This is a genomic window from Ruminococcus sp. AM42-11, assembly GCF_003480145.1.
Classification (GTDB): domain Bacteria; phylum Bacillota; class Clostridia; order Lachnospirales; family Lachnospiraceae; genus Blautia_A; species Blautia_A faecis.
Genome location: NZ_QUIO01000001.1, coordinates 63,583 through 86,856, shown reverse-complemented (window position 1 = coordinate 86,856; position 23,274 = coordinate 63,583). Strand labels below are relative to the sequence as shown.

At 43.0% G+C, this 23,274-nt stretch carries 22 protein-coding genes; 19 read left to right on the top strand and 3 right to left on the bottom strand.

Annotated features, from left to right (window positions below; genetic code table 11):
• The first annotated feature begins 120 nt into the window (after positions 1-120).
• Positions 121-1,059: an AraC family transcriptional regulator gene (locus DW904_RS00370; protein ID WP_118577601.1), complete on the top strand. Its 939-nt coding sequence runs from the start codon at positions 121-123 to the stop codon at positions 1,057-1,059.
• Here the strand turns inward: DW904_RS00370 and DW904_RS24775 are convergent.
• Complete coding sequence (locus DW904_RS24775) at positions 1,002-1,235, bottom strand: DUF6783 domain-containing protein (protein WP_308768458.1); 234 nt, start codon at positions 1,233-1,235, stop codon at positions 1,002-1,004. The genes DW904_RS00370 and DW904_RS24775 overlap by 58 nt on opposite strands.
• Between DW904_RS24775 and DW904_RS24770 the strand changes: the two genes are divergently transcribed.
• Complete coding sequence (locus DW904_RS24770; protein WP_334298310.1) at positions 1,146-1,331, top strand: DUF6783 domain-containing protein; 186 nt, start codon at positions 1,146-1,148, stop codon at positions 1,329-1,331. The two genes, DW904_RS24775 and DW904_RS24770, sit on opposite strands and share 90 nt — an antisense overlap.
• On the opposite strand, the gene DW904_RS00360 is transcribed toward DW904_RS24770, so the two are convergent.
• Positions 1,295-2,035, bottom strand: a complete 741-nt coding sequence (locus DW904_RS00360) for a lysophospholipid acyltransferase family protein (RefSeq protein WP_118577600.1) — start codon at positions 2,033-2,035, stop codon at positions 1,295-1,297. The genes DW904_RS24770 and DW904_RS00360 overlap by 37 nt on opposite strands.
• Positions 2,036-2,237: 202 nt before the next feature.
• Between DW904_RS00360 and DW904_RS00355 the strand changes: the two genes are divergently transcribed.
• The 10 genes from DW904_RS00355 (at position 2,238) to DW904_RS00315 (ending at position 11,171) form a co-directional block, all read left to right on the top strand.
• Positions 2,238-2,684, top strand: coding sequence for a protease complex subunit PrcB family protein (locus DW904_RS00355; protein ID WP_118577599.1), 447 nt, complete (start codon positions 2,238-2,240; stop codon positions 2,682-2,684).
• Between the two features lie 29 nt (positions 2,685-2,713).
• Positions 2,714-4,270: an SPOCS domain-containing protein gene (locus DW904_RS00350; RefSeq protein WP_118577598.1), complete on the top strand. Its 1,557-nt coding sequence runs from the start codon at positions 2,714-2,716 to the stop codon at positions 4,268-4,270.
• 241 nt (positions 4,271-4,511) lie between these two features.
• Positions 4,512-5,366 (top strand): 4-(cytidine 5'-diphospho)-2-C-methyl-D-erythritol kinase, encoded by an 855-nt coding sequence (ispE, locus tag DW904_RS00345; protein WP_118577597.1) that lies wholly within the window; start codon positions 4,512-4,514, stop codon positions 5,364-5,366.
• A gap of 15 nt (positions 5,367-5,381) precedes the next feature.
• Positions 5,382-6,056: a GntR family transcriptional regulator gene (locus DW904_RS00340; RefSeq protein WP_118577596.1), complete on the top strand. Its 675-nt coding sequence runs from the start codon at positions 5,382-5,384 to the stop codon at positions 6,054-6,056.
• A 157-nt stretch (positions 6,057-6,213) separates the two neighbouring features.
• Positions 6,214-6,495, top strand: coding sequence for a hypothetical protein (locus DW904_RS24765; protein WP_347561969.1), 282 nt, complete (start codon positions 6,214-6,216; stop codon positions 6,493-6,495).
• Positions 6,462-7,727, top strand: a complete 1,266-nt coding sequence (locus DW904_RS00335; RefSeq protein WP_347561968.1) for a spore germination protein — start codon at positions 6,462-6,464, stop codon at positions 7,725-7,727. The genes DW904_RS24765 and DW904_RS00335 overlap by 34 nt, the downstream gene beginning before the upstream one ends.
• Positions 7,728-7,736: 9 nt before the next feature.
• Positions 7,737-9,401: a GerAB/ArcD/ProY family transporter gene (locus DW904_RS00330; protein WP_118577595.1), complete on the top strand. Its 1,665-nt coding sequence runs from the start codon at positions 7,737-7,739 to the stop codon at positions 9,399-9,401.
• A 162-nt stretch (positions 9,402-9,563) separates the two neighbouring features.
• Positions 9,564-9,791: a hypothetical protein gene (locus DW904_RS00325; RefSeq protein ID WP_118577594.1), complete on the top strand. Its 228-nt coding sequence runs from the start codon at positions 9,564-9,566 to the stop codon at positions 9,789-9,791.
• Between the two features lie 87 nt (positions 9,792-9,878).
• Positions 9,879-10,700 carry a glutamate racemase gene (gene murI, locus DW904_RS00320; protein WP_118577593.1) on the top strand — a complete coding sequence of 274 codons (822 nt, stop codon included), beginning with the start codon at positions 9,879-9,881 and terminating at the stop codon, positions 10,698-10,700.
• Positions 10,701-10,724: 24 nt separating this feature from the next.
• A complete protein-coding gene (locus DW904_RS00315; protein WP_118577592.1) occupies positions 10,725-11,171 on the top strand; it encodes a DUF1934 domain-containing protein in 447 nt (148 codons plus the stop codon).
• 412 nt (positions 11,172-11,583) lie between these two features.
• Here the strand turns inward: DW904_RS00315 and DW904_RS00310 are convergent, their stop codons facing one another.
• On the bottom strand, positions 11,584-12,582 hold the full coding sequence (locus DW904_RS00310; RefSeq protein WP_347561967.1) for a Fic family protein: 999 nt from the start codon (positions 12,580-12,582) through the stop codon (positions 11,584-11,586).
• 290 nt (positions 12,583-12,872) lie between these two features.
• Here DW904_RS00310 and DW904_RS00305 point away from each other — a divergent pair, with 290 nt between their 5' ends.
• The 7 genes from DW904_RS00305 (at position 12,873) to DW904_RS00275 (ending at position 23,236) form a co-directional block, all read left to right on the top strand.
• The gene (locus tag DW904_RS00305) at positions 12,873-14,813 is read left to right on the top strand and encodes an amylo-alpha-1,6-glucosidase (protein WP_118577591.1); all 1,941 of its coding nucleotides are present in this window, start codon (positions 12,873-12,875) and stop codon (positions 14,811-14,813) included.
• Positions 14,814-14,966: 153 nt separating this feature from the next.
• Positions 14,967-15,224 carry a hypothetical protein gene (locus tag DW904_RS23345; protein ID WP_243110222.1) on the top strand — a complete coding sequence of 86 codons (258 nt, stop codon included), beginning with the start codon at positions 14,967-14,969 and terminating at the stop codon, positions 15,222-15,224.
• Complete coding sequence (locus tag DW904_RS00295; protein ID WP_243110221.1) at positions 15,149-17,476, top strand: glycoside hydrolase family 2 TIM barrel-domain containing protein; 2,328 nt, start codon at positions 15,149-15,151, stop codon at positions 17,474-17,476. Before DW904_RS23345 ends, DW904_RS00295 begins: the two co-directional genes overlap by 76 nt.
• 42 nt (positions 17,477-17,518) lie before the next feature.
• Positions 17,519-18,559, top strand: a complete 1,041-nt coding sequence (locus tag DW904_RS00290; protein ID WP_118577590.1) for an alpha/beta hydrolase — start codon at positions 17,519-17,521, stop codon at positions 18,557-18,559.
• A gap of 327 nt (positions 18,560-18,886) precedes the next feature.
• Positions 18,887-22,264 carry an EAL domain-containing protein gene (locus DW904_RS00285; protein ID WP_118577589.1) on the top strand — a complete coding sequence of 1,126 codons (3,378 nt, stop codon included), beginning with the start codon at positions 18,887-18,889 and terminating at the stop codon, positions 22,262-22,264.
• A gap of 287 nt (positions 22,265-22,551) precedes the next feature.
• Complete coding sequence (locus DW904_RS00280) at positions 22,552-22,860, top strand: nucleotidyltransferase domain-containing protein (RefSeq protein WP_226814871.1); 309 nt, start codon at positions 22,552-22,554, stop codon at positions 22,858-22,860.
• Positions 22,832-23,236 carry an HI0074 family nucleotidyltransferase substrate-binding subunit gene (locus tag DW904_RS00275; protein WP_118577587.1) on the top strand — a complete coding sequence of 135 codons (405 nt, stop codon included), beginning with the start codon at positions 22,832-22,834 and terminating at the stop codon, positions 23,234-23,236. Before DW904_RS00280 ends, DW904_RS00275 begins: the two co-directional genes overlap by 29 nt.
• The last annotated feature ends 38 nt before the right edge of the window (positions 23,237-23,274 follow it).

Sequence of the window (23,274 nt, the reverse complement as noted above, 5' to 3'; positions counted from 1 at the left end):
GTATATTTTGATTTTGAACCTGTAGCATAAATGTTGTATTTTGATTTTAAACCTGCAGCATAAGTGTTGCGTATTATGGAAGTCGGGAAATTTGAGTGAAAAAAGAAGGTGAGGCATACTATGAGAGCAGAATATGAAAACGTGCTGGATGATCATTTGGGGAAAATTCATTTTACATATGTAAATACCTGGGATGAATTGTTACCGGCGCACTGGCATGAGCATTTGGAAATTATTTATGTGCTTGGCGGCGAGATTACAGCATCTATTAATGATGTGAGTTATGAGTTGGAAAAAGGGGATATTTTTCTGGTAAATTCCAATGATATCCATTATACCTACACGCATGAGGATGCCAGGTATTATCTTTTACAGATCCCGCCGGTTCATCTGGAAAGAATTTCTGCAAAGTGGAAGGGACTGAAATTTCAGGAGCTTATAAGGTCGAAATCAGCTGACGCATGTGTTCAGGGAGAACAACTGGAGAATGTGCAGGGAAAGGGACTTGTGGAGATGAGGGAGAATCGAAAGTTTACAAATCGGGCTGATGATCTGTATGATCAGTTGAGAGACGTATTTCGGAAAATTGCAGGCTTTTATGAAGAAAAAAAAGAAGGCTATCATCTTCTGGTGCTTTCTGCTGTTTACCGTTTACTTTATTTTCTTTATACAGAAGGAATCAGGAGTGAGGAAGATACAGAAACCGCTCACGGCACTCTGCGAGACTTGGAGCGGATGAAGTTATGCATGGAATTTGTCCGGGAACATTATGGGGAAAGAATTTCCCTTGCCGATGCTGCAGGGCTTTTGTCCATTACACCAGAGCATTTCTGTCGTCTTTTTCGCAAATATACAGGACAGACCTTCCTGGCTTATGTAAATCAGATCCGCATGGAGCATTTCCACACAGATCTTCTGGAGACAGATAAAAATATAACATTTCTTCTGGATAAAAACGGGATTACCAATTACAAAGGTTTTTTGCGAAAATTCAAGGAGGCTTATGGGGAATCGCCGAAGGAAGTAAGGAGAAAACAGCTGGGAAAAAAGCAGGAATGATTTTTCCGGAGGGTTCTGAAAATAACAAGCAGGACAGCCTGAAGGTCTGTTCTGCTAGAGCGTGTTTGAAAAAGCATTCCTGCAATCTGCACGCCCCACTTTGCGGTATATTTTGCCCGGATTCGGTTGTCGTAGCCCGCTACGACGCCCTCATCCGGACAAAATCTCCCACAAATTGTGACGCACATCTTGCAGAAAGCCTTTTTCAAACACGCTCTAGTTGGAAGCTGACGCATTATAACTGCGCTTTATTTTTTACCAGCATTTCATGAATGATATTCTGTGTATAAGCACCCAGATGTTTTTTGTCCTCTTTTTCCAGCTGGTCTATGTAGATTGGTTTGCCATATTCCAGGATAACGTGGGTTTTCTTAACTCTTGGAAAATGGTTTTCCCAGATATCAGCGGAGCCGCTGATCGCCATCGGGATGATCGGACAGTTTGTCTTTGCGGCAATTTTGAAGCTGCCCTCATGGAATGGAAGCATGTCCAGTTCATCTTCATTTTTGTTTCGTGTACCCTCTGGGAAAATGCAGATGGAAATGCCGGATTTCACTTTCTCAATAGCAGTGAGAATGGTTTTCAGTCCCTGCTTCAGGTCATTACGGTCAAGAAACAGGCAGTGAAGACGTTTCATCCAGGTAGAAAGCAGAGGAACCTTTTCCATCTCTTTTTTTGCGATATAGCCGGTACGGATGGGGCAGCGTGGATAAGTGATCGGTACATCAAAAAAGCTTCTGTGATTTCCGATATAAAGAACCGGCACATCAGTTGGTACATTTTCCTCTCCGATAACAGTCAGCTTCACACCGGATATCCACAGGATAAAACGAAATACTGCCTGAACGATCCGAAGAGAGCTGATTTCCTTTGCCATAGGATTGAATTTGCCGATGATCCATTCTACAAAGAGAATGGGAATGGATAAAATCAGGAATCCAACCACTACGATCACGCATAAAATAAAACGAATCATATGATTTTCCTTTCTTTGATCTGTGCCTCATGCGTAGGAAGCATGTTTTGGCATATTGTTTATGTCTATTATATGTAATTTGAAAAATTCTTGCAATAAATCTTTTTTATTCCTCATACAATAAAATAAATGGAGATTGCTGTTTGCTGTGTTTAAAGGCTGAGCATCAGATGAACAGCAACGAGACATCTGAGGTGGCAGAATGAAAAAAACAAAAGCAGTTCTTCTGGGAGTAATTTTGTGGTCACTGCTTTTGATCAGTGGATGCAATTTTATCCGCATTGAGGAAGAGCCGCGGAAGCCTCTGGAGTATTCCATTGTAAAAAATGAAGAGATACCGGCAGAACTGGCTGCCCTGATACAGGAGAAAAAGAAGAATGAATTTCAACTGACCTATCAATGTGAAAAAGACCTGTTTCTTGTAAAAGGATACGGGGAGCAAATGAGCGGAGGTTACAGTATTTCCGTGGAAGAACTGGGGTGGACTTCCCAGGCTGTTTTTTTCCGGACAATGCTGCTGGGGCCATCAGACGAGAAAATAACGATCAGTCCGCCTTCCTATCCTTACATCGTGGTGAAGACGGAATACCGAAAAGAACCTGTGATTTTTGAACGCTTTACTGAAAAAAGCGAAAATGATGCAATATAGCAGTCTGGTGAAAAAAGGAGTGGAAAATCGTGGAATTAAGAAAAGAAAGTGTGCAGATGCTTCAGATAAAAAGCCGTGCAGCCAGCCAGGTAACGTTTGATACAGATTATAATGTACCAGATGCAAAGCCGGATGTGGGCCGACTGATCCAGAACAAGGGTGACGTTTCCATGGATGAAGTGCGTCTTAGCGAAGGAAAGGCATTTATCAGCGGAAACCTGAACGTGGATATTCTCTATGTGGGGGAAGAAAACCAGAAAGTGAGCAGTCTGGGGGCAAAACTGCCTTTTGATGAGACTTTGAACCTGGAAGGGATTGCAAGTGGGGATAAAATGTGCCTGAAGTGGGAGATTGAGGATCTCAGCGTGCACATGATTCATTCCCGAAAACTAAACATAAAAGCAATTGTCACCTTTTATGCAGTGGTAGATGAAATGGCAGGGATTCAGCTTCCGGTGGAAATCAGTGAGGAGGGAATTTCAGTAAAAAGGAAGAAAGTCCGTTTAATGAGTCTTATGGTACATAAAAAGGACACTATGCGGATTAAGGATGAAGTGACTTTAGTGTCCAATAAACCGAACATTGAACAGCTTTTGTGGTATACCATCGATGTCCGTGGAATGGATCTGCGTCCAGAGGATAATGTGGTGAAGGCAAGAGGGGAGCTGTCAGTTTTTGTCCTGTATTCGGGAGAAGATGAGGAAAATCCGCTTCAGTGGGCAGAGTATGTGCTTCCGTTTAATACGGAAGTGGAGTGTACTGGTTGTATGGGAGAGATGATTCCAAATATTGGCTTTTCCGTTATGCATCAGAGCATTGAAGTAAAACCGGATTCCGATGGGGAAGAACGGGTAATGAGTGTAGACACGGTGCTGGAACTGGACATGAAGCTTTACCGCGAAGAAGAGCATGACCTGATTCTGGATGTGTACTCGCCTTTGAAAGAATGCATTCCTCAGGGAAAAGAGATGTGTCTGGAAAGCCTCCTGGTACGGAATGACTCCAAATGCCGCATATCTGACCGTATTGAACTGAAGGAAAGCCAGGGGAAAATCCTGCAGATCTGTCACAGCCAGGGACGTGTAAAGGTTGAGAAAACGAAAATTGTAGAAAATGGAATCCAGGCCGATGGAATTGTATTTATGAAAATCCTGTATATTACAGGAAATGATGAAATGCCATTCTATTCCGTTGATGGGATGATCCCTTTTTCCCATATAATTGAGGCAAACGGGGTCAATGAGGACAGTATCTTTTTTCTGCAGGCAGATCTGGAACAGCTGTCAACGTCTATGATCGACAGCAATGAGATTGAGGTGAAGGCTGTGATCAGTCTCAATGTGCTGGTGCTTCAGTGTGAAAACCGGATGATCATAAGCAAAGTGGAGGAGCGTCCCCTTGATATGGAGAAAATCCAGGCAATGCCGGGAATCACGGTGTATGTGGTGAAAAATGGGGATTCTATGTGGGATATTGCGAAAAGATTTTATACTACAGTGGAGGAAATCTGTGAGCTGAATGAACTGGAAGAGGACAGAGTTGTGCCTGGAATGCCGCTGCTGTTGGTGAAGAAGGTGGAAGGGTAAGGTTGCTTTCTGTTTACTGCATATATTTGGAGAAAACCTTTTCAAACATGCTCTGGTCACGTTGTGGACAGTAACGATATATATAGAATGAGAAATTTCCTCGCATAAATGTATTGAAAAAAATACAAAAATATTTTACAATAAAAGCATTGATAAAATTGTATACAAAGTACAAAGAAACTGCTGCTCTTAGAGCCTGCCAGAGGTTTTATGTGAGCGGCAGCTACAAGCGGAGGAAATTATGCGTTTACGTGCACTTGCAAAGATAAATCTGGGACTTGACGTGGTTGGAAAACGTGATGACGGATATCACGAAGTCCGTATGATCATGCAGACCATACAGATGTATGACGTGCTTGAAATTGAGAAAAAAAAGGAGCCGGGAATTGTCCTTACCACGAACATTCCTTACGTTCCTACTGACGAGCGGAATCTTGTATATAAAGCGGCGAAAATGTTAATGGATGAGTTTGATATAAAAGAGGGGCTTACCATGAATCTGGAGAAGTTTATCCCGGTAGCAGCCGGCATGGCTGGTGGAAGCTCTGATGCGGCAGCTGCTTTTGTTGGAGTGAACCGCCTGTTTGGACTGGGACTTTCTGAGGAAGAGCTGATGAAGCGTGCTGTGAAGGTTGGAGCGGATGTTCCTTATTGTGTGATGCGCGGAACTGCTCTTGCAGAGGGAATCGGGGAGAAGCTGACCAGACTTCCCAGAGTACCTTACTGCTATGTTCTGGTGGGAAAACCAGGAGTAAATGTTTCAACCAAGACTGCTTATGAGAACCTGAAACTGGACGATCCTGTTGTGGTTCATCCGGATATCGATGGTATGGTGACAGCTGTCAGAAATGGTGATCTTGATGGAATGATTTCCAGAATGGGAAATGTATTTGAACCGGGAATTATCAGCAAATATCCTGTGATCCAGGAAATCAAAGATCTGATGGAGAGCAACGGAGCACGTAAGGCCATGATGAGCGGAAGTGGTCCTACTGTATTTGGCATTTTTGATGATAAGGAGAAAATGGATCGGGCAGCAGCTGTTCTCAGGGAGAGCAGACTTGCGAAGACTGTTTTTGCCACAGATGTTTTTTAGCGGAGGAAAATACAAATGACAAGTGATTTTACAGTGCATATGGATGAGTATCTTCCACTTAGGGAGGTCGTTTTTAACACATTGCGTCAGGCAATCCTGAAGGGAGAACTGAAGCCGGGCGAAAGACTTATGGAGATTGCCCTTGCGGAGAAGCTTGGGGTGAGCAGAACTCCTATCCGGGAGGCCATGCGTAAGCTGGAACTGGAAGGGCTGGTTGTGATGATCCCGAGACGTGGAGCCCAGGTTGCCAATATTACAGAGAAGGATCTGAATGACGTTCTGGAGGTCAGGATCACTCTGGAAAATATGGCCATTGAGAAGGCCTGTGCTAATATGACAGATGCGGATATCCGGAAGCTGGAGCAGGCGGCTGAGGTTTTCCAGACCAGTACGGCGGAAGGCGACCTGGTAAAGATGGCTGAGGCGGATGTGAATTTCCATGAGGTAATTTATGAAGCTGCTGATAATAAAAGACTGATGCAGGTTCTGAATAATCTTCGCGAGCAGATCTACAGATATCGTGTAGAATATTTGAAAGAGGATGAGTCCAGAAACCGTCTGGTGAAAGAGCATGAGAAAATTACCAGGGCGATTAAGGAACGGGACGTGAAAGCGGCACAGGAGCTGTCTTTTGAACATCTGGAAAATCAGCGGATGGGAATTATTCAGGCGATTCGGGCAGAAGAGTAAACTGAGTGGTTTTCTGGGAGCGGAGCGGGCACATCCTGCCCGCGTTCCTCTTTTTGGGAAGTTGAGAGAAAATGAATATAATTGTTTTTATGGGAGATACTGGGAGAGATAACCAGTGTCTTTTTTTGTTGCCTGAAAATGGAAAAGAGGAGCAGCGTTGGATAAAAATGATAATATTGTTATGATTTCAAAGGATATTCGAGCAAATGAACGGTATATAAGAGAACGTCTGGCAGATTGTGGAGATATTCAGATCCGGAAGATGCGGCTGGGGGATGAGCGGAAGGTTGACTGTCTGATGGTCTATATTGAGGTAGCGACTTCCAATATGATGCTGGAGGACTCTGCCATTGGAAAATGGTTGGGCATTTCTGGGAGATTTCGCCTGGGGAGATGCAGGAATTTGTGGAGTATAACAGTCTGGGAATTGCGGATGTAAAGAAGCTGACTGACATGGAGCAGGTGTTTGCAGGGCTGCTTGCCGGAAACGCGGTTTTCTTTATGGACGGATTTGACCAGGCTATGAAAATTTCCAGTGCCGGTTATCCAAGCATGGGGGTAACAGAAGTGGAGATGGAGAAGGTTCTGCGAGGTTCCAGGGAAGGCTTCTCTGATTCTGTGAAAATAAATTCGGCACTGATCCGGAAGCGGCTACGGGATACCAGATTAAAGGTAGTGGAATTTTATATTGGGGAGAGATCACATACACTGGTACAGATGGTGTACATGAAAGATCTGGTGCAGGAGGAATTTCTGGAGCAGGTGAAAGAGCGGCTTGGAGAGTTTCGAATTGATGGAATTCTGGACAGCGGAATGCTGGAACAGCTGACGGAGGATTCCTGGTTTTCCCCATTTCCACAGTATCAGACTACGGAAAGACCGGATCGGGCGGCGCAGGAAATTTTAAATGGAAAAGCAGTGCTTCTTTGTGATAATTCTCCGTCAGCGCTTATTTTACCAGGTGTTTTTCACAGTTTTATGGAAAGTAGTGAGGACTGGTATAACCGATTTGAAATGGCATCGTTTCTTCGAATACTGCGCTATGTGGCAATGGCAGCAGCTACGTTGCTGCCGGGGCTTTATCTTGCGGTGATCCGGTTTCATACGCAGATTCTTCCCACGAACATGCTTCTGTCCTTTGCCCAGGCAAGAGAAGGTGTACCATTTTCCAGCATTGCGGAGCTTGTTTTGCTGGAATTATCTTTTGAACTGATTCGGGAGGCAGGTGTGCGGATTCCGGGAGCACTGGGGAATGCTATGGGAATTGTGGGAGGACTGATCGTGGGATCCGCTGCTGTGGAAGCGAATCTTGTTAGCCCGATCGTGGTCATGGTTGTGGCAATAACTGCACTTGGTTCTCTGGCAATCCCAAATGAAGAATTTGCCTCAGCATTTCGGATGCTTAAATACTTCTTTTTGTTTTTGGGAGGATATCTGGGGATTTTTGGAATTGTGATCGGAGTATATCTGACAGTATCACATCTGGCAGGACTTCTCAGCTTTGGAGTCCCATATCTGACGCCCTTTGTCAAACAAAGTATGGATAATGGGACTGGAAACAAAATTGTGAGAGTGCCATTTAAAAAGAGATGGAGGCGTCCTTCATATGTCAGACAAAATGAGCGAGTGAGACTGCAAAAAATCCGCAATAAAAACAGGAAGGATAGGTAGCAGGAATAAATGAAATTTGCAGAAAATAATCGAATCTCCCAGCGGCAGCTCTACAGGCAGATCGTGATTGCGTTTATTGCACCATTAATATTGTGCCTTTTCGGAAACAGAAAAACTCTGGGGCTTGGCGGGCTGGCAGGGACTGCAGCAGCCCTTGCAGCTGTGCTGTTTTATGTGATTTTTCTCATCCGTCTTCGTTATGCTTTTGCCAGACCCTGCAAAACAGCCGGTGTGGTGTGGGGACGGCTGACAGCGTTGTTTTTTCTTATATACTGTATTTTTGGAGCCGCATTTCTTTTGAACCTTCTGGGAGAAATTGTTGCAGTTAGTCTGGGAACAGGTATAGGAAAAAAATGGCTATGTCTGATCACATTGCTGGTTTGCAGTCTGGGCACACAAAAGGGGATTCAGAGACGAGGCAGAATGGGAGAAGTGTCAGGAGGCGTGGTACTTGCAGCGGTTATGCTTATGTTAGTCCTGGCTGTGGGACAGGGAAAATGGGAGTATTTTCAGGAAATGGTATGGAATTCCTCTTTCTCAGGAAGAAAAATTATGGAAAGTGGATATGATGTGATATGTGCATTTTCCGGATTGGGGCTGCTTCCCTTTGCATTGGACAGTGTAGGAAACAGTAAAGATACAGGGAAAACTGTAAGTTTTGCCGTTTTTACCTTGGGAATGTTGCTTATTCTGACGGAATTGCTGCTTCCTTCCGTATTTGGATGGGGGCGCCTGAAATATGAAAGCTGCCCGATTTTGCCGCTTCTGTCAGGTGCGGAGCTTCCAGGGAATGTATTGGCAAGATTTGATGTCCTCTGGATGGGATTTCTTTTATACAGCCTTTTATTTTCTATTGGAAGTTTTCTGCATTATGGTCATTTAATTGTGGAAAAAGCAGATATGGGAACTGGAAAGCTGTGGATATCCACTCTGGTTTTTGCCGGAGCTGTGTGGGATATTGAAAGATGGGGAATCCGGAATAGTTTTCCATTATATTTGAAATATATTTTTGTGCCCGGAATGCTGGTGCTTCAGATTATTTTTTTTATGACAGGCAAAAAGAAGTGGAAAAAGAAGCTTGCCGTAGCGTGTGTCAGTGCATTGTTTCTGTTAGCCGGCTGTGGTGGTGTGGAACCGGAGAAACGCATGTATCCGCTTGCACTTGGAGCCGATATTACAGAGGGGAAATATCTGCTGACTTACGGAATTCCGGATCTTCCAAAATCTACAGGACAGGAAAAAGACGGGGAAGACCAGGGGAATGCTGCTCCGTCGATTCAGGGAGAAACTTTCCGTGAGATTGAAAATATATACAGCCGGACACAGGAAAAATATCTGGATATGGGACATCTGGAAATTCTGGTTCTTGGAGAGAGTCTGTTGGATGGAGGGCGTTGTGAGCAGGTTCTTGAGTATCTGAAGCAGGAGCCGACTATAGGTGAAAATGTTTATGTGTTTCGCTGTGCTGCGGCATCTGAAGCAGTAGCCTGGGTAAGCCCTCAGGACGTTTCTCTGGGAGAGTATCTTCTTGGGCTGCTGGAAAATAATCCAAATGGAAGCCCGGGACAGGCAGTAACGCTTCGTGAGGTTTATCATGAGTTTTATGAACGTGGTGCTTTGTCTGAATTGCCAGAACTGAAAATTTATGGAAAGGAATTGGAAGTGAAATTTTAGCCGAATCAGGTAAGTACCAGGGCGTGCAGATTGCGGGAATGATTTTTCAAACAGGCTCCAGAGCGGCTATGAAAAGCAATAAGCAACTAGTGGGTATGAATGTGATTATTCCAGGCTGGGACAGGGAATACTTTTGTTAAGAAAAATATGGGAGGTACTTTTATGCTTTGTCTGAGAAAAAACAAATATCATATAGCGGCAGCACTTCTGACAGCTGTATTACTTTGCCCATGCAGTGAAAATTTTAATAAAACTTCCAACCTTCTTGCATGGTGGGGAACTATTTATCCCCAGTTCTGTTTTATGGAAGCACCGAGGACGGAGAACGGTCAGAAAGCAGAGCCAAGATTTCATTTCTGGATTGTGGATACACTTAACGCTTTGATGTAGTACAAGCACTTGCACCGCCGCTCCTTTGGTGTTAAAATGAAATACAGATTGCAAATATCGCTTGACTATGAATTTGGAGATAGATAAATGAAAATAGACAGAGATGCGCCTGTTGGTGTGTTTGATTCCGGTATTGGCGGACTTACTGTGGCAAGGGAGATCATGCGGAATCTTCCAGCAGAGAAAATCGTGTATTTCGGCGATACTGCCAGAGTTCCATATGGCAGCAAATCCAGAGAGACTATTATAGGATATTCCCGTCAGATAATCCGTTTCCTGAAAGAGCAGAAGGTGAAGGCGATTGTGGTGGCCTGTAATACAGCCAGTGCGTTTGCCCTGGAGGCAGTTCAGGAAGAATTTGACATTCCCATTCTTGGAGTGATTGAAGCCGGTGCCAAGGTAGCTGCGCAGGTTACCAGAAATAAACGGGTGGGAATCATCGGTACAGAAGGTACTGTTGGAAGTGGAATCCACGCGGAGGTTCTGAAAAAGATCGATCCGGAGATTACAGTGATTGGAAAGCCATGTCCCTTATTTGTACCGTTGGTAGAGGAAGGCTGGACTCATGATCCGGTGACAGTGGAAGTTGCAAGCAGATATCTGAGGGAACTACAGGAAAAAGATATTGATACACTGATCCTTGGCTGTACCCATTATCCACTGCTCCGTTCTACCATCGGACAGATCATGGGAGAGGGGGTTACTTTGGTGAACCCGGCGTACGAGACGGCACTGGAGCTTGGCAGACTTCTGAAAGAGCAGGATATGCAGAGCACCGGACAGGGACAGTCTGATTTCCCATATCGTTTCTATGTGAGCGATCTGGCAGAGAAATTCAAGGGCTTTGCCAATTCGATTCTGCCATTTGATGTGGAGAAAACGCAGAAGATTGATATTGAGAAATATTGAAAAAGAGAAAGAAATGGAAAAACAATGGAAAAAGAAGTTTTAATTCACGTAAAAGGTTTACATATGATGGACACACCAGAAGGTGATGAGCCAATCGAGATTGTGGTTCCGGGAGAGTATTATTTCCGCAACGGTAGTCATTATCTTCGCTATGAAGAAATGCTGGATGAGCAGGGAGATCCTACTGTAAATTATATCAAGATATCCTCCAGGGGAATGGAAGTCCGAAAAAAAGGACAGGTAAATACACATATGGTTTTCGAGCAGGGAAAGCGTAATATGGCATTTTATACCACCCCATTCGGAACTCTTGAAATGGGAATTTCAGCGACGAATCTGGAATTGGAAGAAAGTGACGGGCAAATTGCCATGAAAGTGAATTATTCTCTAGACCTGAATCAGGAGCATGTGGCAGATTGCTGTCTGGATATTCAGGCGCAGGGGAAGAATACAACTGGGTTTGTGTTGTAGGAACTGTTGGGTAGAAGCATTACAGAAATTAATTTTAACAAGAAGACAGCAGGCGTTCGTTTGTTAGAATGAACTCCTGCTGTTTTTTTTATTGTTATTTGAATCGGTAGCAGTGGACGAATCTGGTATTGGAATCAATATTTTCAGATGAAACCAGTGGTCACTGGCGCTGACATGCACGGCATTCATGAATTTGAAAAGGGTTCCATCGATGACGCTGGTTATGGTAATCCCATGTTTCTGGCAATATATGGTTTTCATTTTTTATGTAATGATGTAAACAAAAAAGGTGCGACTTAAAAGTTTGTTTTTAAGCTGCGCCTTCTTTGTTTGTATAAAAATCAGAACGTTCTGCGCGTGGTAGATTAATTTAACCTGAAATAGCACGTGCTTTTTCCGCGCCCTTCTTTTTTTAATTCACCAGCCGTAACCAGCTTGCGTAAGGCACTTTCGATGGAACTGTCACTGAGTGTAGGACAGAATTCGCGAATATCCTGTTTGGTAAAACGTCCGATTTTATTTTTGCTGGCACGCCGTACCATTCAAGGGAAGAAAGTTTGGTTTCCACAAGCGCTACACGGTCTTCAAAGTCTTTATATGCTGCCAGGATTGTTCCAAGAATATATTTGATAAAAGGCAAGACATTTTCCGTCCCTTCATGCCATCCGGTTTGTGATTCTGCAAGGGCATGATAGTAGAGATCTTTATTTTGGGCAATCTTAGATTCAAGAGAAATATATTTGCCAACATAGAATCCATTTCGATACAAGAGTAACGTGGTCAGCAATCTGCTCATTCTTCCATTTCCATCGTTGAAGGGATGGATACAAAGGAAGTCATGGATAAAGACTGGAATTGCGATTAGTGGTTCTACTTCCATATTTCCGATTATCCGGTTATACTCTTCACAGATTTTATCCAGAGCTTCTGGTGTCTCATATGGGGAAAGTGGTGTAAACAATGTTTCAACATGACCGTCTGGGTATGTGGCACTAATGTAGTTTTGTACAGTTTTTGTGTGACCGGCAATTGGATTGTTCATGTGACTATAAAGTATTTTGTGAAGCTGCAGGATATAATTCTGGGTGATCGGAATAGCATCAAAACTTTCATGTATAATATTTAACACGTCACGATATCCAGCTATTTCCTGCTCATCACGATTTTTGGGGGTTGTCTTTTCTTCGACGAGTTGGCGGATTCGTGTATTTGTAGTGACTATGCCTTCAATGGCATTTGATGCTTCTGTGCTTTGAACTTTAGCGATTTCTACAAGCTTTTCAAGTTCTTCGGGGCGTTGTTTCAGGTATAATTCCTGTTTACCAGCTTCTTTATATATTGCAGCAACGAGCCCGAGGATGTCTGAATCCCATTTTTGCTCTTTGAGTGAGGAGTAATTAAAGATTCTCATTTCGCACCTCCTATCTTTTTCCCTTAAATAATACCATAAAATAAGGGAAAGAACAATAAAATAAGGAAAAATTCCCTTAATATTATATCACAAATAAGGGAATAATATTCAGACAAGCTTTTTGAGTGATACGAAAGCGTAATCTGTAGCTTTTTAAACGTGGGATGTTGTGGACTATTGGGAAAATTCATTTTATACTATAGTTAAATTATGAGTAGATTTACAAGAAATGAGAATTGGTTATTGTTCAAAGATTGTGAACAGCAATAATTTACGGGAGGAAAACGGAAATGGAAAATACATTTTGGATCTGGTATCCGGGAGATTTTGAATTATATCATGCCATGAAGCAGAATTTCAGCCGTGTGGAGAGAGGTTTTGGATGGCCGGCATTTTGGAAGAGTGAGGGCTTCCGCAACCGTGTGGCTTTCCGCCGGACTTATGAATTGGAGCAGGAGACCAGTTTTACTGTATTTTCCAATGCGATTGGTCATGTGCTTGTAACCAGGGAGAATGGGGAGAAGAAATATCCATTTGGAAAGAAGATTACAGTAGCACCTGGAAAGGTGCGGATCTCTATTCATGCAGGCTGTGTGGAGGCATTTCCTTGCGCTTATGTGCAGGGTGAGGTGATCCATTCTGATAAAACATGGAAGGCAGAGGATTATTCCCAGCCATTAGTGCCGGTTGGAGTGTGTAAGTATTTTACCAAGCCGGGACAGAATCCTACTGTGTGGGAATATACAGAAAAAGAGTGCAAGCCGGTGAAAATCAGCGAGATAAACGGTGGCGTGCTGGCAGAGTTTGAGACGGAACTGACGGCGGCGGTTTATGTGAAAAGTAAACGCAGTAATTGTGTTGACAGTACAAGCGAAGATGAGGATTTAGAGGTTTTTTGCGGTGAATCTGAGGACGAAGCTCTTGACCTTGAGCACTGCTACTACAGCTGGCAGCCGAATCCGGTTACAAATCGATGCCCATGCTGTGCAGTCCGTTTTGCATTCATTCCGAATTGCAAAGCCGAAGATGTGGAAATCACAGCATTCTATCAGTATGTAGATTTCCCGAAACGCGCTTCCTTTAAGTGTAATGATGAGAAACTAAATAAAATCTGGGAGGTGGCGGAGCATACCTTCCGTCTTTGCAGCGGTATCTTTTTCCTGGATGGGGTGAAACGTGACAAATGGATCTGGTCTGGAGACGCCTACCAGAGCTTTTTTGTAAATCAGTATCTGCTGGCAGATCCTGATATTGACCAGAGAACTCTTTTAGCACTACGTGGAAATGATCCTATGACAAGACATATCAATACCATCATGGACTATTCCCTGTTCTGGATCCTGGGCGTGCTTTATCATTATGAGGCATATGGTGACCTGGAATTTGTCCGCCAGGTTTATCCGAAAATGTGCTCCCTTATGGAGTTCTGTGAGGGTCAGCTGGATGAAAACGGATTTCTTGTAGGTCGTGAAAATGACTGGATCTACATTGACTGGGCTGACATGGATAAGACTGGTGCCCTTTGTGCAGAGCAGATGCTGTTCGCAGCATGCTGGCAGACCATGGCGAAAGTGAGTGCGGCTCTTGGAGAAGAAAATCCGGAATACATGGAGAAATATGAGAAACTGATCGGGCAGATCCGTAAATTATACTGGGATCAGGAGAAAGGCGCATTTATTGATTCCTTTGAATCCGGTAAGAGAAATGTGACCCGTCATGCCAATATTTTTGCAATTCTTTTTCACATTGCAACACAAGAAGAGCAGGAGAAAATTCTGGCAAATGTAATTAAGAATGATGCAATTCCGGCAATTACAACTCCGTATTTCAACTTCTTTGAACTGGATATGCTCTGCCAGACCGGAAATCTGGAATTTGTACTAAATAAGATTCGCAATTACTGGGGCGGTATGCTGGACCGCGGTGCAGTTACCTTCTGGGAAGAGTTTGACCCGGAGGCACCAGTAGAAACTCAGTACGATATGTACGGCGACCGCTTTGGAAAAAGTCTCTGCCATGCCTGGGCTGCAAGCCCGATCTATTTCCTGGCGAAGTATTTCATGGGGCTGAAATTTACTGGAGTCGGCGGAAAAGAATTTGTGGTAGAACCGCATACTGAGTTTTTCGACAGCTTTGATTGTACATTGCCTGTTGCTGAGGGACAGGTACATATTGTGTGGGATGGGAACGAGCTGAAGGTAGAGAAGACAGCTCACAGACTTGATTTATAAAGTTCTGTGGGCTGTTATTAGCGCTAAAAAAAGGACTGTTCACGCTAATTCTTCCACAGAGATAGGAAAAAGCAGTAAACTGTCAACAGAACGAGAATGCCGAAAAGGTAGTTGGTTTAAGGACAGAGATTTCAGAAAGGAGCAGTTTACTGTATGCAGAAAATTGATTTTAACAAGGATTGGATATGCAGGTGTCTTACCAGGGATGAGGAAGCTTATCCGGTGACTTTGCCACATGACGCAATGCTGAGTGAGCCGCGTACTCAGGAGAGTACCGGCGAGGGAAATATGGATGGTATATTGGTGGAGATTACGAATATACCAAGAATTTCTTTGTGCCAGAGGAGTATAAAGGTAAGAAAGTCCTCATTGAATTTGAGGGTATTTACCACAATGGTGAAGTTTACATAAATGGGAAAAAGGCGGCTTACCGTCCTTATGGTTATACCAATTTTTATGTGGATACAGAGGGCTTTTTCCAGTATGGAAAAGAGAATGAGATCAAAGTCATTGCGCGCAATGCTGACCAGCCAAACAGCCGCTGGTATTCAGGAACCGGTATTTACCGTCCGGCTTATCTGTATGTTGGGGAAGAAAAACATATTCCGGTAAACGGTGTGAAAATCCGTACCTTAAGCTATGATCCGGCGAGAATTGAGGTCGTTGTGAAAACTTCTTCGCCGGGAGAGGTTTCCCTGAAGATTGAGTTTGAGGGCTCTAAAGTACTTAGAGTAATTGGTGAAAGTACAAAAATAGGAAATGTAAACAATGACAAAATAATATCATCAGATAATAAAAACATGCAGCCAAATGAATCAGTACAGACTGGAAAAAATGGTCAGAAGAGTGAATTGGCGCAGGTGGAAGCGGAAAAAAATAATCAGGAAGCAGCATACCAGGCCATCTTCCAGCTGGATGTTCCAAACGCAAAGCTCTGGGATACAGAGCACCCGAATCTCTATACCTGTAAAGCAATTTTCGGTGAAGACGAAGTAACTGAAACTTTCGGAATCCGTGAATTGATCTGGAATCCTCAGGTAGGAATGACCATTAACGGAGAGCGTGTGATTCTTCGCGGTGCATGCTTTCATCACGATAATGGCGTGCTTGGTGCATGTACGTATCCGGAAGCAGAAGAACGTAAAATGCGTATTCTCAAAGAAAATGGATACAATGCAGTCCGCTCTGCACATTATCCTTGCTCTAAGGCACTTCTGGATGCCTGTGACCGTGTGGGAATGCTGATGATGGATGAATATGTAGATGTATGGTACATTCATAAGACTAAATATGATTATGCCGGACAGCTTGCTGACTGGTGGAAACAGGATTTAAAAGACATGGTTGACAAGGATTACAACCATCCAAGTGTGATTATGTACTCCACAGGAAATGAGGTTGCAGAGACTGCCCAGAAGAAGGGAATTGCCCTTACCGGTGATATGACAAACTATCTTCACAGCCTGGATTCCACCCGTCCTGTTACCTGCGGAATCAATATTTTCTTCAATTTCTTAAGCTCCATAGGACTTGGCGTTTACAGTGATGACAAGGCAGAAAAGACAGCTGCTTCCAAGCCGGAAAAGAAGAAAAAGCCGGTAGGAAGCGAGTTCTATAATACTCTTGCCTGTCTGGTCGGAGACTACTTTATGAAGTGCGGTGCCACCCTTTATCCATGCGATTTAAGGACGAAGGATGCCTACGCAAACATGGATATCGCAGGTTATAATTACGGTATTTTCCGCTACAAACATGACCTGAAAAAGTATCCGAACCGTCTGATTCTGGGAAGTGAAACCTTCTGTAAGGATGCGTATAGTTTCTGGGAAATTGCCAAGAAAAATAAACGGATTATCGGTGATTTTGTGTGGGCAGGATGGGATTATATCGGAGAAGTCGGGGATGGTGCAGCAGAGTATTCTGACTATAAATTTGAAGATCCAGCCACGAGAATGACAGGTGGAAATGGTCGAATTGACCTGAATGGAAAGCCGCGTGCAGAGGCTGCATATACTCGAGTTGCTTTTGAAAGAGAGACAGGTCCGTTTATTGCAGTTGATCCTGTTTACCAGAAAGAAAAGCTTCGTCTTACCGGCTGGCAGCTGACAAAGGCTCTGGAAAGCTGGGCATGGGATGGCTGTAACGGAGAACCGGCGAAGGTAGAAGTTTATGCAAGGGCTGCACAGGTTGAGCTGTTTATCAATGGCAAAAGTGCTGGTAAAAAGAAAGTGAAAAAATGCCGTGCAAACTTTAATATCACCTATCAGAATGGGGAGATAACGGCGGTTTCTTACGATGAAAACGGAAGAGAAATCAACCGTTATTCATTACATACAGCAGGAAAAGAAACGGTTCTTCAGGTGCGCCCAGAGGAGAAAACCGTGAAACCGGAGGGCCTTGCATTTATTCAACTGCAATACACAGATAGCAAGGGAATCTGGAAACCAATGGAGAAACATAACATAAAAGTAACAGTAGAAAATGGTGTCCTGAAGGGACTCGGAAGCCCGGCTCCTTATGTAAAAGGGAATTATACTGACCATACTGTGGCGACTTATTATGGTGAGGCAATGGCAGTTGTACAGGCAGATGGAAACGGACCGGTGAAGGTTACCGTGGCAGATGAAGAACGGTTTTATGTGGTGGAAATTCCATGTGAATGAAGTGAAAGACTTATGATTTAAGGTGGAAAAGAGGTTGAACAAATGAAGAAAAAAGGTTTTATCATAGGTGGAATCTGTCTTGCTGCTATAGTTGGTATTCTCGGTTACAATCATGAAGCTGTTCGTGTGGTTTTTCATAATGTATACTCTCCATCAGTGAAATTGGATGATTCTTCCAAATGGAATGGTGGAAAAGCTTATGAGAAGCTGCCATATTCTGAGACTTCCGAAAATGATTATCTGGATCTGTATGTGCCGGACAGTGAAGAACCTATGCCGTTGATCATATTGGTACATGGGGGCGGCTTCGTATACAATGACAGCCAGTCCCGTCAGGCGCAGCTGATGTACCGCTATTTCCGCGATCATGGATATGCATGTGCATCCGTTAACTATCGTCTTGCCCAGGAAGCAGCCTTTCCGGCAGGAGTGGAAGATGTGAAATCAGCGATCCGTTTTCTTCGTGCAAATGCAGAGAAATATGGATACGATCCGGAGCGTTTCGCAATCTGGGGAGAGTCAGCTGGGGGGTATTTATCAGTGATCTGTGGCGCTTCCAATGATGAGGAATTTAATAGTGTTCCATTTATCGGAGAAGATGAGAACCATCCTGTTTCCAGTGAAGTTCAGGTGATTCTGGACTATTACGGCTGTATGGAATTCGGAACTATGGAAGATGATTACAGGGAGCTGAGGATTCCCAAAATTGTCCGCTGGGCGGCCAGCCTGTGGCTTCAGGGGGCAATTAAAGATACCGGCTACGAGGATGTGGAATCTTATTGGATGCGCAAGGATGTAAAAGCTCTTACTGAGGATGAGAAAAACAACTATAGTCCATTATATTATATTGAGAAAAATCTTACGAAGGAAAACAGCCCGGATATATTAATCTGGCATGGTGATGCGGATTTAGATGTTCCGTATCTGCAGTCTGAGAGACTGAATGCACTGCTTACAAGAATTGTTGGGACAGATAAGGTGGAATTTAAGCTTTTTCATAATTATAAGCATGCGGCAGATCAGCTGTACAGTGATGAAAATCTGGGAATCCTGAAAGAATATCTGGATGAGAAATTTGCATAAGGGAAGTCGCATACATTAATATGAGCGTGATTACCGGAGAATCGGCAGACACATAAGCTGACAGAAACGAAGAAAATATCTGGCACAGGGCAGAATTGCCCCGTCAGATATTTTTTTGCCCTCAAATAAAAAGGTTTTAACAAAATCTGTCAAAACCTTGAAAAAGCTAAATGGGTTTGATATGCTGTCTATGTATATCTTTTGATGAGTTGTAAGTCATTGTTTACAGGTAATATTCTGTGCGGGTAAATTTTGCACAGAATTGCAGCACAAGGTGATCATTGTGCACTTAGTGAGCAGTGCTATTTTATGTAGTAGGGAGAAACTATGAAAATAGAAAAAAAACTATGGATCACTCTGTTCGTATTTGGATTGTTTGCAATTGGTTTTTCAGGTTGGATATTCAGTCAGAGTACAACCAGGGAAAAATTGCTCTGGGATAATACGATTAGGTTTGAAACAAAAAAACTGACAGATGGAGAAATCAAATCAGAGAATATTGCTCTGCCCGAAGACTTCGATGATCCCAGATCAATCTTATTTAAAACCACACACACCATTGCAGAAGTGTGGCTGGACGGAGAAAAAATATACGAATACGGAAATGAAGAAGATGCTCCCAGCTTTATGAAGTCACCGGGAAGCTGCTGGCACATTGTGAATATTCCGGAAGACAGCGCTGGTAAAAGTCTTGAGGTCAGAATTATTCCAGTATATGACAACTATTATGGAAATGAAGTCAGCATTGTATACGGAACACGAGGCAATTGCGTTCTGAAAATTTTAATGGACAGCTTTAAAACCCTGTTACTCAGCTGCGGGATTCTGTTTGCAAGTATCATCTGCCTGCTGCTTTATTTGGGAGCAGTGCGAAGAAAAAGAAGAGACAAGACAGAAACGAAGATAGAGGTCTTTTTAAACCTTGGATTTTTCTCATTGCTGATTGCAGTATGGACACTGGCACAATGTGGATTCCTGCAGTTTTTGATTCCGGATGGAAGAACTTTGTATTTTGTAGATTATTTTTCATTCTTCCTTTTCCCGGTACCCTTTAATTTTCTGCTATATGATATCTGCAAAAGCAGATACCACAAAGGTGCATTGATTTTTCCCATTCTTTATCTTGCGAATATGGCAGCTGACGTTCTGCTTCAGTGTACGGGAATTATTGATATATTCCGGCTGCTTCCCGCAACCCATGTTATTATGGTTGCCAATGCAGTTTACACAGTTGCCCTCATTCTTTACGAGGCCAGAAAAGAAGGCAACGATGAAGCCAAGAAATTCCAGTATCCTATGTGTGTGCTCATAGTATTCGGAATGGCAGAAATGTTCCTTTATTATTTGAGGAAATTTCAACAGACATCCATTTTGCTTCCCATAGGAACCCTGCTGTTTATCATTATGCTGATCTGGATCCAGGTTTCCCAATATTACGATCAATACATCCAGAAACAAAAGGTGATCTATCTGCAGAAAATAGCCAACATGGATATGCTCACAGAGGCCATGAACCGAAACGCTTACGAGGACATGGTGAAATATCTGGAGGAAAGTGATATTAAACTTCGTACAACAGGTGTAGTTCTGTTTGATCTGGATAATCTGAAAGTGATCAATGACAATTTTGGGCATGAAAAGGGAGACGAAGCGCTGAAGCTATGCTATCAGTGTATCAGTCAGGCATTTCAGAATGTAAAGAACTGTTTTCGGATTGGCGGCGATGAGTTTGCATATGTATATCATAGCGATGAGAAGGATATGATTCCGGAACGGCTGAAGGCGCTGGAGCTGATTTTGAAAAAAACAGCGGAAACGAACAAGCTGGAGTATCCACTCAGCATGTCAGCCGGATATGCTTATTATCAGCCTGATATAGATTTTGACTTTAAGGATATTGTAAGACGAAGTGATACCATGCTGTACCGTCAGAAGCGCAGAAAGAAGGTGGCACGGTCAGCAGGTCTGGACAATCTGCTCTCCCGTATGAGTAAGCTGTCGACAGAGGAGATCACAGATGAGGTGATCCTGCAGGAGAAAAAGTTTCAGAGCATGTCTGTGGATGAGCTTTGCAGTGTGATCGATCTTCTTAGTCCGACTACAGATAATTACCCATATGTGGTTGACTTTCGGTCGGATTTTTATTACATAGCAAATCAGGCTCTTGAACGCTTCTGTATTCCCAAAAATGGTTTTCATAATGTAATTTCGAAGCATAAGGAATTTGTATATGCACCGGATTATGAAAAACTGAAAGCGGAATTTGATGATCTTCTGGAAACAGACCGCTGCACCCATAGCATGGAATATCGTTGGCTGGATCTGAAAAAAAAGCCGATCTGGATTCATTGCAAAGGGTATCTGGTCCGTGACGATAACATGAAACCTCTTTACATGATTGGTTGTGTGAACGAAATTGGAAAGAGACAGAAGGCAGATAATGTAAGCGGACTATTGGGAGAGTCTGGTTTCCGGGAGTATATGAACCAGCTGGATACTCCTTTGGAAACAGGATATCTGCTTCGTATAGGAATTGATCATTTTAAGGAGATTAATGATAACTTCGGACAGGAGTACGGTGACTTTGTACTTAAGAAATCGGCGGAGTGTATTTCCGGCTGCATATCAGAAGGACAGAAGGTGTACAAGCTTGTGGCAGATGAATTTCTGATCCTGGATGTTTCTTCTGACGAAGCGAAGGATGCGGATAAGCTTTATGATAAAGTGAGAGAGGCAATAGACAGATTTATTGAAACCAATGAATTTAAAGTCATGTATACGGTTTCTGGAGGAATTGTGCCATTTGCGGCATTAAAAGGAAATCAGTATGCAGAAGCATTGAAGCTGACAGATTTTGCCCTGAATGAGGCAAAGAAGCTGGGAAGAAACCGTTGTTATATATTTAATGGGGAAACCTACAGAAAATTTCTTCGGAAAAGGGAGATCACCCAGGAATTGCGGGAAGCTGTGATCAATGGATTCCAGGGCTTTACAGCTTTTTACCAGCCTGTATTTGCGGAAGATAAAAAAGTGCCTTATGGAGCAGAAGCTTTAATGCGTTTTACCTCTGAAAAATTCGGAATGATTTCACCGGCAGAGTTTATTCCCATTCTGGAAGAAACAGGTCTGATTATTCCTGCTGGCCGCTGGATGATGAAAGAGGCTATGGGAAAATGCAGTGAGATCAGGAAGATACTTTCAGGGTTCCGGATGAGTATTAATATTTCCCAGGTACAGGCCTCTAAGTCTGATGTGATTCAGGATATCAGTGCAGAAATGAAAAGGACAGGGCTGCCGCTGGAAGCGGTGATCGTGGAATTGACAGAGAGCGATCTTCTGGAACAAAATATAAATGAGAAGCATTTTCTCACAGAACTGAAGCGAATGGGAATCAGTCTGGCGCTGGATGACTTTGGAACCGGCTACTCGAACTTCCATTATCTCAGCGAGCTGAAACCAGAGATCATTAAGATCGACCGTTCTTTCACTGCGAAAGCAGTTGCAGATGAGCAGGAATATTATCTTCTGAATCAGTTTTGCACCATGATTCATAATCTGGATATGAAGATTTGTATCGAAGGTATAGAAAGTGCCCAGGAATGGCTCAAAATCCGAAAGCTGTGCCCGGAATTCACACAGGGATATTTCTGGGGGAAGCCTTGTGGGTATGAAGAGTTTGTGAGAAAATTTGTACAAGAAAAATAAGAGAAATCCGGTACAAAGTGTATAAAAATGCTTTGTGCCGGATTCTTTTTTTATGTGTGCATAAAATAATCTGCTACAGCACATAAAATTAAAAAAATGTAAGATACAAACGTTTTTTAAATACATTTTAAAAACTTGAAAAAATATCAGTGATAGCAGTCAGGAAATGAGTGAGAAAATGGAAAAAATGATAGAGATAATTTGATACTGGATGTTGATGGCAATAAATTAGATAGATTTTGCAAATTGACGTTGCGTGGGATTTAACCTATAATGAAATTAGTTTTATGAGTGAAATGGGGGAAACTATGCGCGTTGATGAGGTCATGACAGAAATTATACAACGGTGCAGATTGTATGGGGCACAGAAGATAATTCTGTATGGATCCCGGGCAAAGGGAACTGCGACAGAGCGGAGCGATATTGATATTGCAGTGTCTGGAGTCGCTTCACACGAAATTCTTGATTTGCAGGAGAATTTAGAAGAGATTCCAACATTGTACACAATTGATCTGGTTGATCTTGATACTTGTCAGAATCAGCTGTTGTTGGAGGATATAAAACAATATGGACGAGAAATTTATAAGAAGATTTGAGTCGTTTAGAAATTCACTGGACTCTCTGGCGGAGGCGAAACAGCGTGATTTGTCAGATTCTTTTGTACTTAGTGGAACCAGTGCTAAATTCAGTATTACATTTGACTTGGCGTGGAAGGTTATGAAAGATATTCTGGTACAGTATTATGCAATAACTGGATTTGTCACTGGCTCACCAAGAGAAGTTCTCAGAGAATCATTTCAGGCGAATCTGATTACTGGTGATGAGTGGATGGATATGCTGAAAGTAAGAAATCAGCTTGCACACGACTATGATGGAGTGATTGTGAAAGAACATTGCGGGACAATTGTTCATGTGTATATTGATAAATTATATGATTTCAAAAAGGCTGTTGAAAAATTGCTGAAAGAATAATACATCGACCGGGGCATGCCCGGTCGGTTGTTTTTAGG

Coding starts and splice junctions, on each gene's coding strand:
- DW904_RS00370 (WP_118577601.1), top strand. CDS start 121: ATGAGAGCAGAATATGAAAACGTGCTGGATGATCATTTGGGGAAAATT.
- DW904_RS00360 (WP_118577600.1), bottom strand. CDS start 2,035: ATGATTCGTTTTATTTTATGCGTGATCGTAGTGGTTGGATTCCTGATT.
- DW904_RS00355 (WP_118577599.1), top strand. CDS start 2,238: ATGAAAAAAACAAAAGCAGTTCTTCTGGGAGTAATTTTGTGGTCACTG.
- ispE (WP_118577597.1), top strand. CDS start 4,512: ATGCGTTTACGTGCACTTGCAAAGATAAATCTGGGACTTGACGTGGTT.
- DW904_RS00340 (WP_118577596.1), top strand. CDS start 5,382: ATGACAAGTGATTTTACAGTGCATATGGATGAGTATCTTCCACTTAGG.
- DW904_RS00330 (WP_118577595.1), top strand. CDS start 7,737: ATGAAATTTGCAGAAAATAATCGAATCTCCCAGCGGCAGCTCTACAGG.
- DW904_RS00325 (WP_118577594.1), top strand. CDS start 9,564: ATGCTTTGTCTGAGAAAAAACAAATATCATATAGCGGCAGCACTTCTG.
- murI (WP_118577593.1), top strand. CDS start 9,879: ATGAAAATAGACAGAGATGCGCCTGTTGGTGTGTTTGATTCCGGTATT.
- DW904_RS00315 (WP_118577592.1), top strand. CDS start 10,725: ATGGAAAAAGAAGTTTTAATTCACGTAAAAGGTTTACATATGATGGAC.
- DW904_RS00310 (WP_347561967.1), bottom strand. CDS start 12,582: ATGAGAATCTTTAATTACTCCTCACTCAAAGAGCAAAAATGGGATTCA.
- DW904_RS00305 (WP_118577591.1), top strand. CDS start 12,873: ATGGAAAATACATTTTGGATCTGGTATCCGGGAGATTTTGAATTATAT.
- DW904_RS23345 (WP_243110222.1), top strand. CDS start 14,967: ATGCAGAAAATTGATTTTAACAAGGATTGGATATGCAGGTGTCTTACC.
- DW904_RS00290 (WP_118577590.1), top strand. CDS start 17,519: ATGAAGAAAAAAGGTTTTATCATAGGTGGAATCTGTCTTGCTGCTATA.
- DW904_RS00285 (WP_118577589.1), top strand. CDS start 18,887: ATGAAAATAGAAAAAAAACTATGGATCACTCTGTTCGTATTTGGATTG.
- DW904_RS00280 (WP_226814871.1), top strand. CDS start 22,552: ATGAGTGAAATGGGGGAAACTATGCGCGTTGATGAGGTCATGACAGAA.
- DW904_RS00275 (WP_118577587.1), top strand. CDS start 22,832: ATGGACGAGAAATTTATAAGAAGATTTGAGTCGTTTAGAAATTCACTG.